This is a genomic window from Bacillus cereus group sp. MYBK227-1, from assembly GCF_051916325.1.
In the GTDB taxonomy this organism is placed as follows: domain Bacteria; phylum Bacillota; class Bacilli; order Bacillales; family Bacillaceae_G; genus Bacillus_A; species Bacillus_A cereus.
The window spans coordinates 647,746-663,037 of record NZ_JBQAGK010000001.1 but is presented as its reverse complement, the minus strand read 5'-3'; the positions used below and the strand labels follow the sequence as shown (position 1 = coordinate 663,037).

Here is a 15,292-nt window from a genome sequence, read left to right as displayed (position 1 = left end):
TTTATCTTTGAAAATTCATTTTTTCACCATAATCTTTAACAATCTGAATTATATTTTGAAACACACCTATTTTTTCTTTTTCACTGTTTAATATTTTCAAATCATAATTTTCGTAATATGTTTCTAATGATTTTAATTGTGATTGTGAAGCGCTTTTTATCAGAACAGTAGCATGCAATTCATATTGCTTATACCCTTCCTTTACTTTTTCACCTAAAATTATTTCACTCTCTTTTGCTCCAATTAATTTTTGAACTTTTTCTGGAAAATTGAGTTGCAAATAATATTCTTGCTCCTTCACTAACTTATTGTATAGTGATTGTGAAATCGTATACCGTACCGTATAATTCACGTTTTGATCGCCTGTTTTAATATGAAATGCGGTAATCTGTAAATCTTTTTTTGTTACTTCTGTTAAAGGGCTTACCTGCATCTCATCTTCTTTTTGTTCTGAGACATTTGGAAATATATCCAAAAGCTTTTCCGTATCTTTTTCATTCAACATATACATAGCTTTCTTATATTGCACCCATCCTCGTCTATCTTCTCCTCTTAACCATGCATAATAAGTTTCTTTTTTCCCATCTCTACTAATTTGTATTTCATATTCAGGTTCACCGAAGCTTCCTGTTATTTCTTGTTTCTCAGCTTTATTCAAAATGTCTATTACTAACTTCGCTTCTGATTCCTGCAACTTTTTCTCTTTATGTTTTTTTTGTATAACGGTTACCCCTATTGTTTCTTTCACTTCATTCACCGTCTCTTCTACTTTTTTTGTTTCTTTTTTCGGCTCAACTTGACCACAAGCTGCTAGTAACATAACAAACAACAACACCAATACATATTTCCCTTTCAAATTAATCCTCCTCTTACGATAAGAAATCCTTATAATCTTCATACATAAAACAAAAACGTGACATCCTATTAAATACGCTATACTAATCATTGAAAGGAGGTCTTTATCATGTCCATTAATTTTCATGATGAAAATAATAAGTACACATATGCAACAAGAAACGCTCATATTTCTTGGGCTGAAATGGTAAAAAACATTACAGAAATACAAAACAAGCAAATAATTGATATCGGCTGTGGTGGTGGGATTTATACGAAAGAACTCGCTCTTATGGGAGCCAAAAATGTTGTGGGACTTGATTTTTCAAAAGAAATATTACAAGCTGCAAAAGAAAATTGTAACAACTTTTCAAACATTTCATTCATCCACGGTGATGCACATAATATCCCATACCCTAATGAAACATTCGACATAGTTATTTCGCGTGCAGTTATTCATCATTTACAAGACATTGCTACATTTTTACGTGAAGCTTCTCGTATATTAAATAAAAACGGTGTACTTATTTTACAAGATCGAACAATTGAAGATTGTACAATTCCAGGAAGTCCCGAACACATTCGCGGATATTTTTTCTCTCTATTTCCAAAACTTATTGAAATAGAGTCAAAAAGACGTCCAAAAACCAACACTATACAGACAGAATTACAAAAACATTCTCTTCATGTACTTCCCGCACAAACACAATGGGAAATACGAAAAATACATGATTCTGTAGAAGCATTATTGCAAGATTTATCTCCTCGAACAGGTCGATCCATTCTATATGAGTTAACAGATGATGAACTTTCTCAACTTCTACAACATATACAGACCGCATTACAAAACGTCTCTCCTATTATTGAAAGAGATCGATGGACAATTTGGAGCGCAATGAAGTTGTAAGGAAGGAAGCCTCACAAAATAATGTGAGGCTTCCTTTCTTTCATAATCTAATTTTGCAACACTCTTGATATCCTCCACTTCTGGCCTGTGCACTTCCACACTTCGGACATACTAAATATCTAGACTGATTTGTCAATAAACTACCTTTTTGAAAGAGTAAAACTTCTGCTTGTTTAAACGAACGCGAATAATATAACCACATAAAACCAATTATAGCAATAATGCCAAATAATACTCCCATCGCAAGCATTTCAGTCACCTCTTTTGGTTTGTTCTTTCCAGCAAGTGGATTGTTGTATTATTCTCTGTAAATTCAAACAATCCCTTCTTTACTCCTATAAATATCAACTTTCTCTATAAATTTTACAATTCTCCGCAAATTTTTACTCCTATTTTACAATTCATTATTCCTTTTGCAACAACGAATATCACTTTCGATATTTCCATATATAAATATATCTTCCAAAAAACATATTGACTTTCTAAAAAAAACATGCAACAATACTGTCAGAATACTTGAATAAAAATTCATTGACGAGAACGAGTACGTTATAGAACTGTTCCCCAGAGAGTTGGCGATTTGCTGAAAGCCAACGTTCAGTGCGTAACCGAAAATCATCTCCGAGAAGTAGAACCGAATGTTACAGTAAGTTCTTACCGGCCGTCCCCCGTTACAAGGAACACGTATCATGTTGTACGTTGCAAAGCCGTATACATATAGATTTATTTCTACATGTGTAAATTAGGGTGGTATCGCGGGTAAATATAACTCGTCCCTTTCTTTAGGGACGAGTTTTTTGTGTTCTTACAAATGAATGAAAAAGGAGGAAAAACAATGAACACTGTATCAAAAAAACATATTTTTTTCACGGGTCTTATGCTATTTTCTTTATTTTTTGGGGCAGGTAATTTAATTTTCCCTCCCATGCTTGGGCAAAACGCAGGTGAAAACTTTTGGCCAGCAATGATTGGATTTTTACTAACAGGGGTTGGCTTACCACTACTTACTGTTATCGCAATTTCTCTATCAGGAAATGGAATGCAGCAACTTGCAAGTCATGCCCATCCATTATTCGGAATTTTCTTTACAGTAGTTGTATACATTGCCATCGGTCCATCCATGGGCATCCCACGTGTTGCAAATGTCGCTTATGAAATGGGGGTTAGTTCTTTCTTGCCAGAAACAATCCGCTCTAGCAGCCTAGTGCTATTTGTATATACAATCATCTTCTTTACTATCGTATTTTGGCTGAGTTTGAATCCATCTAAACTTGTTGATCGTATTGGGAATGTATTAACACCTATTTTATTACTCTCTATTTTCTTATTATTTGTTAAAAGTGTATTTACACCACTTGGGCAATCAGGACCAGCGATGCAAGAGTATCAAACTTCTCCAATCTTCAAAGGCTTTATGGAAGGCTACTTAACAATGGACACTATTTCAGCACTTGCATTCGGAATTATCGTTGTAAATGCAATTCGCTCTAAAGGTGTGAATGATCGTAAGTCCATTGCCATCGCCACAGCAAAAGCAGGGCTTATTGCCGCTACAGGGCTCGTACTTGTATACGGTGCACTCGGCTGGCTTGGGGCAACTAGCGTCTCGCTCGGATATGCAAAAAATGGCGGACAGCTACTTACTGTTATCGTACAACAATTATTCGGTCCATACGGTTTGCTCCTATTATCTCTTATCGTTACACTCGCTTGTTTAACGACATGCGTTGGACTCGTATCTGCGTGCAGCCAATATTTTTCAACATTATTGACTACATTTTCATACAAAACGTTCGCGAGTATCATTTGCGCATTAGGATTACTAGTTGCCAACTTAGGTTTAACGAAAATTATCGCAATCTCTGTTCCAATTCTACTTGTTGTGTATCCAATTGCGATTGTACTCGTACTACTATCATTACTTCATAAATACTTCGGTGGATATCGCTCTGTTTATGTAGGTGCTTTAATTGGAGCAGCTGTAGTGAGCGTATTTGATGGATTAAAACAAGGTGGTATTTCAGTTTCATTTATCACACCATATTTTGAATTTATCCCTTTATATAATGAAGGAATCGGCTGGCTAATACCAGCATTAGTAGGAGGTCTTATTGGTCTTGCAACGGCTAGGTTAAGCGGTACGAAAAAAGTTCCATTAGTAACCGAATCTCACGAAGTAAAAGCCTCCTAAAAAAACTCCCAAAAGGGAGTTTTTTTACATTTGATACGCAGCATGATTAAAACTGCTTATTTTATAAGCCTTCGTATAATATTCAATATTTGTATCAACTGTTTCTACCTTGACAACATCATAGCGCTCTTCTTGCTTTACTAAAAATAAATAGTATTCCTCTGTTGCCTCAATAATCGCAATTTTATCTGTTTCAATATTATATTGTTCACAAAGCGCTTGTAATGCGTTCACATAATCCCCTAATTTTTTAGACTTATCCATTCCGAATATAGTTTGAACTAACATATACATTCTCCCCTTTATATGTACTGTTAACGCCTAAATGATAACGCTTACATTATTTATCGTCAATAAAAACATTCAATTGTTTTAATGCCAAATCTATATTGTATCGAGCCAATAATCAGCGAGGAATTCCCCACCAATTAAAGTTTTACTTTATCCCGCATTAACTGCCCGTAAAAGCCCGATTGGTGAGGGCTGATAATCAGTGGGAGAGGAACAACCTCCCCACTGATTAAAGTTTCACTTTATCACTTCGTTAATTGATGCCTAAATGCATAAATAACCGCCTGAGTACGGTCACTTACATTCAATTTATTTAATATATTACTCACATGTGTCTTTACCGTTTTCAGTGCAATAAATAACTCGTCCGCAATCTCTTGATTACTTTTTCCCTCTGCAATTAATAACAAAATCTCAAACTCTCTTTCCGTTAAATCATCATGCAAAGGTTGCTCTTTCTTTTGACGCATACGGGACATCATTTTCCCGGTAACTTTCGGCTCTAATACTGTTTCTCCATCATAAGTAGCTCGTACAGCATCAGCAATATCACTTGCTCTTGATGTTTTTAATAAGTAACTGGTCGCCCCAGCCTCAATAACAGGATACAATTTTTCGTCATCTAAAAAGCTTGTTACAACTACAATTTTTGCTTCTGGCCATTCTTGAATAATAGCACGTGTTGCTTCGACACCATCCATCTCATCCATAACAAGGTCCATTAAAATAATATCCGGCCTTAATTGCAATGCTAATTCTGATCCTTTTCTTCCATTCTCAGCTTCCCCTACTACTTCAATATCTGGCTGTGTAGATAAATATGCCGATACACCCATACGAACCATTTCATGATCATCGACAAGCAATACTTTTATCATACTTCTCCCCCTCTCTCAATCATAATCGGTACTTTTACTTCTATTTGTGTACCTTTGGCCGGGAAACTAAGTACCTTAAGTGTCCCACCAATTTCATGAACACGCTCTTGCATCGATCTTAGGCCATATGAACCAGCCTTATTAACCCCTACTTCAAACCCAACGCCGTCATCAATGATTTTTAAAATCGCATATTGATCAATTTTTCGAAGGCGCACTTCTGTTTTCTTTGCCTTCGCGTGTCGCAACGTGTTTGATAGCGCTTCTTGCACAATACGGAATAAATGATCTTCTACACCTTTTTTTAATTCTATTGGCTCAATAAGCCATTCAATTTTCATATGTTGTTTTCGCGATAATTCCGTTAATAATTCCTCTATACCTTCTGTCAGTTTCTTACCTTCCAATTGTACAGGACGTAAATGAAGGAGCAATGCTCTCATTTCTGATTGAGCATTTACAACCATATTTTCAACAAGTTGCAATTGTTTTTTTGTCACCTCTGGAAATTCAGTTATTTGTTCATTAATCGCTGACATCATCATCGACATTGCGAAAAGCTGCTGACTTACTGAATCATGCAACTCCCTTGCTAAACGATGCCTTTCTTGAGAAATCGCTTCTTGTCTCATCTCTTCATTCCAATGAGCTCGTTCATTCGTTACTTTTTGAAAGAGTCCAGCTTGCTCCTCTAATCGACGAGCCAGAACGATTACTTTTCGTTCCACTTCATGAAATTCATCATCTGCAGTAAACGAAACATCGCTCGGAAAATTCCCTCGCTCTACTTCAAATAGAAAAGTATTTAATCCTTGTATACGCTGCTCTATATAATAACCGATTGCATATCCTACAATTCCCCCGATAAGTAAACTTGTAGTCATAATAAACAAGCCAATTGGAACAGAAGCGATGGATTCCTTCCATAATAAATCATACACTTGTTGCTCGCTTTTCCATACATATACAATTGTACAAATGAGTGCGATACTAACTGAGGACAACATAGAATAACGAATATACATCCACGAAATATTTTTTTGTTTCTTCATTATACTTTCCTCACTTCCGTGTCGCCTACGACAAGCGAAGAAATAATTTTAATACGACGAGGAGCCTCTTTATACTGCTCTGTTCTAAATGTAACATTGCGGTTAAACCCTGTCTCTTCATGACCTGGCAAGAGCACACGTCCGACAATAACAGAATGATTTAAAGAAAGTTCAATATCATATGGCACATATAAACGAATATTACCAACGACACCCCGAATAACAATTACCGTTTCCCCTTCTGGAATCATAGCAGTTGTTAAATCTATTTCCACATCACAAGCACCATATTGAACATTAATATCCTCAAGTTCATAAATATGATCCATCATTCGTACATTGCCTACAAACATATTTTTCAAATATGTTTCTGTACGATATATTTGCTTCTCTTCGTCTATAATCCCTTTTTCTTTAATTTCAACCTTCATTGCTTTTTGCTGATGCCCTTGTTGAATCAATTGATAACCAATTAAAGCTAAACAAGCAAATACGACAAGAACAAATGCTGCTGATGAAAATAAGAAAAATAAAAATACGATACCACCAACAAATAAAAATACATTTCCCCGTACATAACGATTCTTTTTACGATAATGCCTTCCAAACATAAGCATAATAAATGCAAAAATGAGACCACCTGGTTCAAAATGTCCAAGTATCATATCAAGAAAAAGACCGAATCCAAATATGATGAGGAGCATCCCCATTAATTGTGTCTTTGAAAAATGTTTCTTCATTTCAGCTCCCCCCTTCTTGTCACATATACATAGAAGAAAAGGCATTGCTTTCCAACACCTTTTCTCCTATCACTATATCATAAGCCTGTTTTATAATATACTACTATTATTTTGTTAACTCTTTCGTTAACGATACATCATTCTTTTCTTTCATTTCACGCTCAAGTTTTGCAATTTTCATATCAAACGTGTCACGCTCATGCTCTTCATTCATACGAGTTTCTAAGTCACGAATATGATCTTCAATCTCTTCAAATCGTAAGAACGGATTATTTTCATCCATTTTATGCATCGCAGTATTCATACGACGATTTGCATGTGCCATATTTTCACGTGCCATTAGTTCCATGCGCTTTGCGTGCATTTCTTTTAATTTATTTTTCATTTCAGAAAGACGACGCTCTAACTCATCAATTTGCTCTACAACACCTGCATACATTTCTTCTAATCGAGTTACTTGCCCTTCATAATAAGCTACCTCTTCTAACGCACGTTCGTGCAATTGTAATTCGTCTGCTTCTTGAGCAATGATAGCTTGCTTTGATCTTTTATTAACGAAATAACGTGCTTGCTCAAGCTCACGAGCAAAATTAGATTTTAATGTTTTATGACGCTCAATTAACTTCTCAATTTTTGTTATTTCACGCTCACTATCACGTAAATATTGGTTTAACATCGCAATTGGATTTTTTCTTTCCTTCTCATCTAACACGTTATGAAAATCAGCTAAAATTGCATCGCGTACACGTCCGAATAAAGATTGTTTCATTATAAATCTTCCTCTCTTCTACTTTATTTATAATTTGATTTATTGTTTTAGTTTTTCATTAATTTGTTCCACTCATCTTCAAAGTTACTATATGGTTTAGAACTTTCTGGAGCAGATTCAACAACTACATCTTTTTCTTTTTTCCACTCACGGTATCCGTAGTATAAAACCACTAAAGCAGCGATACCGATTAATGCTGGCGAATGAGAAAGCGCAATGGATAAACCGATTAAACCAACAATACCCCAAGCTAACTTTCCAAAAAATGATTTAGCTCGCACAAATGATTTATAGCTCCAATATACAACTCCTGCTCCGATTGCGAATCCTACAATACCAGCAAGACTACCAAGAGCAATTAAAGCCAAAATACCGGCTGCGATAAACGCTAGAAATTGTTTCATCTTGTGCTTGCCTCCCTTCGATTTGATACTCTTATCTTAACTATTTTTTCATCTTTCCATAACGAGCTTAAGAACCGTTTTTAACTCAGACTTAAGACCGAGTCATATTCAGCCCTTTACGCAAAAAAACGTGCAGAGTCTATTCTCTGCACGTTTTTTAATTACTAACATTCATATTAAATTAAGCTGTTTTATGATACTCTTTTTTCTCAGCTACTTTCGAAAACCTTGGAAACCCAATTAAAATAGAAACAATACCACATACTCCAACTAAGATTGGATAAAATGCATATGGCAACAATTCAACCGGAGATAACGCTGCAAATCCTGCTGCCGTTAACATTTGGGCACCGTACGGAATTAATCCTTGCACACAACATGAGAAAAGATCTAATACACTCGCTGATTTACGAGGGTCTATTTCATATTGATCTGCAATATTTTTTGCAAGCGGGCCTGTAAAGATAATTGAAATCGTATTATTCGCTGTACACATATTCGTCATACTCACTAAACCAGCAATACCAAATTCCGCTCCTTTTTTCGAACGAATATTACGTGTTAATACATTCATTAAATATTGAATACCACCATTATATTGGATTAATTCAACCATACCGCCAATTAATATAGCAAGTAATACTAACTCCATCATACCGCCCATTCCAGTCGTTACACTTTTAAAGAAACTTTCTAACGTGTAACTTCCATCTATAAGGCCGATAACACCAGATAGTAAAGTTCCACCAGTTAATACAATAAGTACATTCCAGCCAAGTAGCGCTGTAATAAGTACTCCTGCGTACGGTAAAATCTTTATCCAATCAAAGCTATGTGCTTTAATCTGCGTGTCACTTCCTGAAGTAACTATTACTAATAGTACAATTGTAATAATAGCCGCTGGTAACACAATTAAAAAGTTCGTTTTAAACTTATCTTTCATTTCTGTTCCTTGTGAACGAACAGCTGCGATTGTTGTATCTGAAATAAATGATAAATTATCACCAAACATCGCTCCGCCAACAACAGTAGCCATTGCAAGCGCAATTGAGATATCAGTTTGACCACTAATACCTACAGCAATCGGTGCTAATGCTGCAATTGTTCCCATTGAAGTTCCCATCGCTAATGAAATAAATGCACCAATAACAAAGATTCCAGCTACGATAAATCCTGGCGGTAAAATAGTTAACGCTAAATTAACAGTTGAGTCTACTCCGCCCATTCCTTTAGCAGTTTCAGAAAACGCACCTGCAAGCACAAAAATTAATACCATAATCATAATATCCGGATTTCCTGCACCTTTAGCGAACCGCTCTACTTTCACATTAAAACTTTCTTTACGATTCATCACTAAAGCGACCCCTACAGCAATTGAAATCGCTACAAGTATCGGCAATTTATAGAAATCACCTGTAATAATTCCAGAACCAATAAATAGCGCCAAAAATATCCCAAGTGGTAATAAAGCTAAACCATTTCCTCTCGTTTCTTTCAAAGTACCATCTCTCCCTAGTTTCAACCTTTTTCTAATAAATAACAAAAGACCTCTTCCGATGAGAAGAGGTCTTATACATCTATAAGAAACACTCTTCTCATCTTTCAAGCACACGCTTGCTGGATTTGGCACAGCACTCTGAAATCGAGTCCGCTGCCGAGGCATCGTAGGGCCAGTCCCTCCGCCTCTCTTTATAAGAAGGTTTCATATTTATTTTTTAATAATAATTTCTTCCCTAACTTTACTCGCTTACAAAACAAAAGTCAATTATTTTTTGTATAGATTTTTTTGGTAATTATACAAAAATTTGAATACAACAATCATTTTAACTTTTCGATTTCTTCTTCCAATATTGAAATCCAATAAAATTCACTATTTTTTATTGTTGCTAATATCCATTTCGTAGTGTGCCAAGCTAGCTCATACTCTTCCTTCGTGACATCACCACTTTTATAAGCATCCTCTAGCTCCTCTTCATCTAATACATACACCTTACCGCTAGATAATAATACTACATCTAAATATAAATCATCAAAATACGGTAAACCACGATCGTCTATTTTATATTCTTTCGCCACATCGATATAATATTGCACTAATTTTTTCTGATCATCTAACATAGCGGTAATCGCAAAGTTTTTCCCGTCTATGAAATATTGAATCCACGTATACTGATCTGCTGCAATACAAAGTTCTTCACCATCATATTCTTTACAACTAGGCTCTCTCACCTTTTTTATATCCAGTATTCCGAGCATTCCCTCTTCCACTTGCTTAACCGTATAACTCTTTTCTATTAGTCTCTTCCACGAAGAACCGTCACCATATTTTCGTTTCATTATGTCTGCTCCTCTTCTATATACAGAAAAGCTCCCACATATTATGTGAGAGCTTGTTCATATTATAATTAAGCCGCTTGACCCTTTTCAGAAATCTCTTTTAAATAAGCTTGTCCTTTTTCAGCGTCATATTGACCTTCCCACTTAGACATAACTACAGCTGCTAAAGAGTTTCCTACAACGTTAACTGCTGTACGAGCCATATCTAAAATACGGTCAATACCAGCAATGAACGCTAAGCCTTCAGGTGGAATACCTACTGTACCAAGTGTCGCTAATAATACAACGAATGATACGCCCGGTACACCTGCGATCCCTTTTGATGTAACCATTAATACAAGCAACAATGTAATTTGTTGTGTAATAGATAAATCAATACCGTACATTTGCGCTAAGAAAATAGCCGCAATTGCTTGATATAAAGTTGATCCATCTAAGTTAAATGAATAACCTGTCGGAATAACGAAAGATGTAATTGCTTTCGGACAACCGAATTTCTCCATTTTCTCCATGATTTTTGGTAAAACTGTTTCTGAGCTTGCTGTAGAATACGCTAAAATCAGCTCGTCTTTTAAAATCTTAAAGAATTGGAAAATGTTAATTCCAAATATTTTCGCTGTAAGTCCTAAGACAACTACGACGAAGAAGATCATTGCTCCATATACGACAATTAGTAATTTCCCTAATGGAATTAATGAAGCAAGACCAAATGTAGAAACTGTAACACCAATTAGTGCAAATACACCAAATGGCGCAAATTTCATAACTTGGTTTGTTACGTAAAACATTGCGTCAGCTACACCTTGGAAAAATTGAAGAACTGGTCTTCCTCTTTCACCAATTGCTGCTACACCTAAACCAAATAGTACAGAGAAGAAGATAATAGCTAGCATATCTCCGTCAGCTAACGACTTCATAATGTTCGTTGGAACAATATTTACAAATGTATCTGCAAATGAATGACTTTGTACTTGCTCTGTCGTATGTGTATATTTCGAAATATCTGTCTTTGTTAACTGCTCCATATTTACGCCTTTTCCTGGTTGGAAAATATTCGCTATTAATAGACCGACAATAATTGCAATTGTTGTAATGATTTCAAAGTAAATAATTGTTTTTCCGCCTAGTCGACCTAGTTTTTTAACATCACCAACACCAGCAACCCCAACAACAATACTTGCTACAACAATTGGCACAACGATCATTTTAATTAATCGGATGAAAATATCACCAATTGGTTGTAAATAACTCACCACTGCTGGATTGCCAAAGAAAATCGCCCCAACCGCAATACCAAGCGCAAGTCCTATTAATATTTGCCATGCTAGTCCTATTCTTTTCATATTTGTTGTAACCCCCTCTTCGATGTGTCACTCTATCTCTCATTCTATCTCTATAAAACTAAGAAATTAAGAGTATTACATATTATTCGACAATTCACTACATTTTGTCCCTGTTAAAAATCATAAATCAAAAATTTAAATCTGACAACAAAATAACTTTGCCCGAACGCAAATAATTTTCTTGACAAAAAGTAGACCCATGTCAGAAAACCTCACATGAGAACGATTCCTCACTAGTGTTTTATTAGCTTTCCAAGTAATATTTCACCTCATAAAAACGATTACTTTCCTCCTTCATTTTACAGAAAAATTCCAAAATATACCTTTGTTACACATATGAATAAAATGTAAGCACTATGACAATTACAGTTGAAAAATGATAAATTCCGACAAAACTTAGCAATTTTATAAAATTTTCTTTACATTATGATTACAACGATAGACACCCTTCTTCTTATGATATATAACATTCATAGGGAAAGGAGTCAGACAACAATGAAAAAGAAATTTGCAGCGTTTAGTGTTTTAGCAGCAGGAACGATTTTTGCTTCCCCGTTACTTTCACCCGTATACGCTGAAACGAATCAAGATAAATTATCTAACATTCAATCTGAATTAGAAGGCAAACAAAGTGACTTACAAAATAAATCAGTCGAGAAAGAACAAATAGAAAAAGAAATTCAAGAATTACAGAAGAAAATTGATGAATTAACTACTTCCATTAATAAAAATGAGACTGAATTAAACGATACAAAAAAAGAAATTAGCAAAACACAACAAGTAATTACTGACAAAAAGAAACATATAGAACAATTACAAACAAACATAGATACACGTCAGGAAGTTATTAAACAACGATTACAATCTATGCAAGAAAAACCGCGTACAAATATCATTACAGAAGTATTAACAAACTCTACAAACATTGCTGATCTTGTTGATAATATGTACTCCGTAAGTTTAATATTAAACAACGATACAGATATTGTAAAAAAACAAACATCTGATCAAAATGCTGTAACGACAGAAAAAGAGGCTGTTGAGAAAAAAGAACAACAACTGAAAGACTCTGAACAAAAACTAGAACAAAAACAACAAGAATTACAAAATAACCAACAGCAGCAACAAACTCTTATTAACGATCTACATACGAAAGTAGCAAAAGTAGATTCAGAGATTGAAGGATTAGAAGAATCCAAGGGCATTTTAGAAAATCAACGTCAAGCTGTTCAAAAAGCAATTGAAGAAGAAAAACGGGCGGAAGAAGCTCGTAAAGCGGAAGAAGCCCGACAGGCAGAAGAGGCCCGCAAACAACAAGCTACTAAATCTGCTCAAGCGGCCCCAACACCACATGATACAAATATCGGTGGTTTTATCAAACCAGCAGCTGGATCAAAAACTTCCGGATTTGGTGTACGTTCTTTAGATAACCATAAAGGAATTGACATCGCTGCTTCGGGAACGGTTCCAATTATCGCTGCTGCAGATGGCGTTGTTATTCGCTCAGAATTATCATCTAGTTACGGAAACGTAGTGTATTTATCTCACCGTATAAACGGAAAAACATATACGACAGTATATGCTCATATGAATAGTCGTTCTGTATCGAATGGACAAACTGTAAAACAAGGCGATCAGCTTGGATTTATGGGGAATACGGGCCAATCATACGGACAACATTTACACTTCGAACTTCATCTTGGAGAATGGAATGTCGGCAAGACAAACGCAGTTGACCCATCTCCTTATATCGGATTATAAAAAACCTCGGTGCCTACCGAGGTTTTTCATTTACACTTCACACAATATAGGCATTCTACATAGACTATAACTAAATGCCTATAGTTTACGAGGTGATCCATATGAATACGCAATTACAACAAAAAATAGAAGAAGCTAGAGAAACGTATATTGGCCGGATATTTACATTTGGCGGCTCAGTTTTATTTTTAATCGGTTCATTCCTCGCAGTCACCACAGCCTATAAAGCGTATAATCGTCTATTACATTCATCAACATAAAAAAAGACGGGAGATCCCCGCCTTTTTTTATGCAAACATTTTAAATACACCTATCGCATTTAAAAATACAATTATTACAGTTACCGGAATAACATAACGAAGTAAGAAGAACCAAATGTTAAATAACGTTTTCCCTTTCGTTTCCGTCACTTCTAATTCTTTCATCAACAACTCTTTACTCATTTTATTTGGTACAAATAATGAAATAGCTAGTACTCCTAACGGCAGCAATACGTTACTTACCGAAAAGTCGACTAAATCAAAGAATGTTTTCCCAAATATTTTCACGTCACTCATAATCCCAAATGATAACGCTGATGGAATACCAACTGCAAAAATAAGAATACCAATTAATAATGATGCTGACGGACGCTTCTTCTCATTACCTTTCGCAACAGATGCTACTACAATTTCAAGCATTGAAATTGCTGATGTTAAAGTCGCAAAGAAGAATAAAATTAAAAACATAATAAAGAAAAATTGACCAAATGGTATTTTTGCAAATACTGCTGGAAGGACGATAAACAGTAATCCCGGTCCTTCAGTCGGTTTAACTCCTAATGCGAAAATCGCTGGGAAAATTGCTAATCCTGCAAGTACTGTAACAAAAACAGTTAAACTTACAATAGATGTTGCCGATTTCGCTAAATGTTCCTCTTTCTTTAAATACGAACTATACGTTACCATTACCGAGGCACCTACAGTTAGCGAGAAGAAAGATTGTCCCATCGCATATAAAATTGTATCTGCTGTAAGCTTTGAAAAATCTGGTTTTAAGAAGAACTCTACTCCAGCAAAAGCACCATCGAGTGTTAACGCACGAACAATAATCGCAATAAATAAAATAAATAATAGCGGCATCATGTACTTACTTGCCTTTTCTATACCTTTCTCTACACCTTTACTTACAACAAAAATCGTACAAAGCATAAAGATAAATTGTGCTCCAATCGCACTTAATGGATTTGAAATCGTTTCACCGAACAATTGTCCATAATCAGCTGCACCATTCCAGAAACTTCCTGTCACACTATAATATAAATAAAGTAAAATCCATCCACCTACAACACTATAAAAAGATAGTACACTAAAACAAGTAACAACTCCCATACGACCAATCCAAGGATATAATTTGCTATTTGGCACTAGTACTTTATAAGCTGTAACCGCCTCTTTTTGCGTGCTACGTCCAATAACAAACTCCGCTATTAGAAGAGGCATACCTATAAATAAAGTTAATAGTAAAAATACAAGGAAGAATGCGCCTCCCCCGCCATTACCTGCAACATATGGAAATTTCCATATCGCACCAAGACCTACTGCGGCTCCGGCTGCTGCGAGTACAAAGCCTATTTTCGACGTCCATTGCTGTGTTTCTTTCATCATAATTTCTCCTTTTCTGAATATTTAAACTTTTGTTAATTATACACTTTCATTTCATACTCGCACACCTCCTTTAGAAAATAAAAAAGTCCCCTACACGCAAATATGCATGTAGAGGACGATATATGTAATGTAAATACCG

16 protein-coding genes, 1 riboswitch and 2 other annotated features (1 of these 19 cut by a window edge) are annotated in these 15,292 nt (G+C 35.4%); of the genes, 4 read left to right on the top strand and 12 right to left on the bottom strand.

Annotated elements, in window-relative coordinates; all coding sequences use genetic code 11:
- Position 1: 1 nt before the first annotated feature.
- Positions 2 to 856, bottom strand: a complete 855-nt coding sequence (locus ACTFRM_RS03635; protein ID WP_000677061.1) for a hypothetical protein — start codon at positions 854 to 856, stop codon at positions 2 to 4.
- Between the two features lie 108 nt (positions 857 to 964).
- Between ACTFRM_RS03635 and ACTFRM_RS03630 the strand changes: the two genes are divergently transcribed.
- Positions 965 to 1,741 carry a class I SAM-dependent methyltransferase gene (locus tag ACTFRM_RS03630; protein WP_000026278.1) on the top strand — a complete coding sequence of 259 codons (777 nt, stop codon included), beginning with the start codon at positions 965 to 967 and terminating at the stop codon, positions 1,739 to 1,741.
- A gap of 40 nt (positions 1,742 to 1,781) precedes the next feature.
- Here the strand turns inward: ACTFRM_RS03630 and ACTFRM_RS03625 are convergent, their stop codons facing one another.
- On the bottom strand, positions 1,782 to 1,991 hold the full coding sequence (locus ACTFRM_RS03625) for a hypothetical protein (protein ID WP_000880630.1): 210 nt from the start codon (positions 1,989 to 1,991) through the stop codon (positions 1,782 to 1,784).
- A 272-nt stretch (positions 1,992 to 2,263) separates the two neighbouring features.
- Positions 2,264 to 2,522: a binding site (T-box leader), on the top strand.
- A 54-nt stretch (positions 2,523 to 2,576) separates the two neighbouring features.
- Between ACTFRM_RS03625 and brnQ3 the strand changes: the two genes are divergently transcribed.
- On the top strand, positions 2,577 to 3,932 hold the full coding sequence (gene brnQ3 / locus ACTFRM_RS03620; protein WP_001099135.1) for a branched-chain amino acid transport system II carrier protein BrnQ3: 1,356 nt from the start codon (positions 2,577 to 2,579) through the stop codon (positions 3,930 to 3,932).
- A 24-nt stretch (positions 3,933 to 3,956) separates the two neighbouring features.
- Here the strand turns inward: brnQ3 and ACTFRM_RS03615 are convergent, their stop codons facing one another.
- From ACTFRM_RS03615 to gltP, 9 genes are all read right to left on the bottom strand, one after another.
- Positions 3,957 to 4,220, bottom strand: a complete 264-nt coding sequence (locus ACTFRM_RS03615; protein ID WP_000960988.1) for a DUF3992 domain-containing protein — start codon at positions 4,218 to 4,220, stop codon at positions 3,957 to 3,959.
- A gap of 248 nt (positions 4,221 to 4,468) precedes the next feature.
- On the bottom strand, positions 4,469 to 5,101 hold the full coding sequence (locus ACTFRM_RS03610; RefSeq protein WP_000598707.1) for a response regulator: 633 nt from the start codon (positions 5,099 to 5,101) through the stop codon (positions 4,469 to 4,471).
- Positions 5,098 to 6,153 carry a sensor histidine kinase gene (locus ACTFRM_RS03605; RefSeq protein WP_000744329.1) on the bottom strand — a complete coding sequence of 352 codons (1,056 nt, stop codon included), beginning with the start codon at positions 6,151 to 6,153 and terminating at the stop codon, positions 5,098 to 5,100. The genes ACTFRM_RS03610 and ACTFRM_RS03605 overlap by 4 nt, the downstream gene beginning before the upstream one ends.
- Entirely contained in the window at positions 6,153 to 6,893 is a 741-nt protein-coding gene (liaF, locus tag ACTFRM_RS03600; RefSeq protein ID WP_000716095.1) for a cell wall-active antibiotics response protein LiaF, read from the bottom strand. The genes ACTFRM_RS03605 and liaF overlap by 1 nt, the downstream gene beginning before the upstream one ends.
- A gap of 106 nt (positions 6,894 to 6,999) precedes the next feature.
- Positions 7,000 to 7,662, bottom strand: coding sequence for a PspA/IM30 family protein (locus tag ACTFRM_RS03595; protein ID WP_000814124.1), 663 nt, complete (start codon positions 7,660 to 7,662; stop codon positions 7,000 to 7,002).
- Between the two features lie 47 nt (positions 7,663 to 7,709).
- Entirely contained in the window at positions 7,710 to 8,066 is a 357-nt protein-coding gene (locus ACTFRM_RS03590) for a lmo0954 family membrane protein (RefSeq protein WP_000808640.1), read from the bottom strand.
- 181 nt (positions 8,067 to 8,247) lie between these two features.
- The gene (locus tag ACTFRM_RS03585; RefSeq protein ID WP_100655218.1) at positions 8,248 to 9,564 is read right to left on the bottom strand and encodes a Na+/H+ antiporter NhaC family protein; all 1,317 of its coding nucleotides are present in this window, start codon (positions 9,562 to 9,564) and stop codon (positions 8,248 to 8,250) included.
- A gap of 94 nt (positions 9,565 to 9,658) precedes the next feature.
- A riboswitch (SAM riboswitch) is annotated at positions 9,659 to 9,764 on the bottom strand.
- Positions 9,765 to 9,884: 120 nt separating this feature from the next.
- A complete protein-coding gene (locus ACTFRM_RS03580) occupies positions 9,885 to 10,403 on the bottom strand; it encodes a DUF402 domain-containing protein (protein ID WP_000824664.1) in 519 nt (172 codons plus the stop codon).
- Positions 10,404 to 10,471: 68 nt separating this feature from the next.
- Positions 10,472 to 11,746, bottom strand: a complete 1,275-nt coding sequence (gene gltP / locus ACTFRM_RS03575; protein ID WP_000821134.1) for a glutamate/aspartate:proton symporter GltP — start codon at positions 11,744 to 11,746, stop codon at positions 10,472 to 10,474.
- Between the two features lie 495 nt (positions 11,747 to 12,241).
- Between gltP and ACTFRM_RS03570 the strand changes: the two genes are divergently transcribed.
- On the top strand, positions 12,242 to 13,507 hold the full coding sequence (locus ACTFRM_RS03570) for a murein hydrolase activator EnvC family protein (RefSeq protein ID WP_000726086.1): 1,266 nt from the start codon (positions 12,242 to 12,244) through the stop codon (positions 13,505 to 13,507).
- Positions 13,508 to 13,608: 101 nt separating this feature from the next.
- Positions 13,609 to 13,767 (top strand): hypothetical protein, encoded by a 159-nt coding sequence (locus ACTFRM_RS03565; protein ID WP_001096001.1) that lies wholly within the window; start codon positions 13,609 to 13,611, stop codon positions 13,765 to 13,767.
- Positions 13,768 to 13,794: 27 nt separating this feature from the next.
- Here the strand turns inward: ACTFRM_RS03565 and ACTFRM_RS03560 are convergent, their stop codons facing one another.
- Positions 13,795 to 15,150 carry a sodium-dependent transporter gene (locus ACTFRM_RS03560; protein WP_000665430.1) on the bottom strand — a complete coding sequence of 452 codons (1,356 nt, stop codon included), beginning with the start codon at positions 15,148 to 15,150 and terminating at the stop codon, positions 13,795 to 13,797.
- A 111-nt stretch (positions 15,151 to 15,261) separates the two neighbouring features.
- Positions 15,262 to 15,292 (bottom strand) — a binding site (T-box leader); it runs 218 nt beyond the window's last position.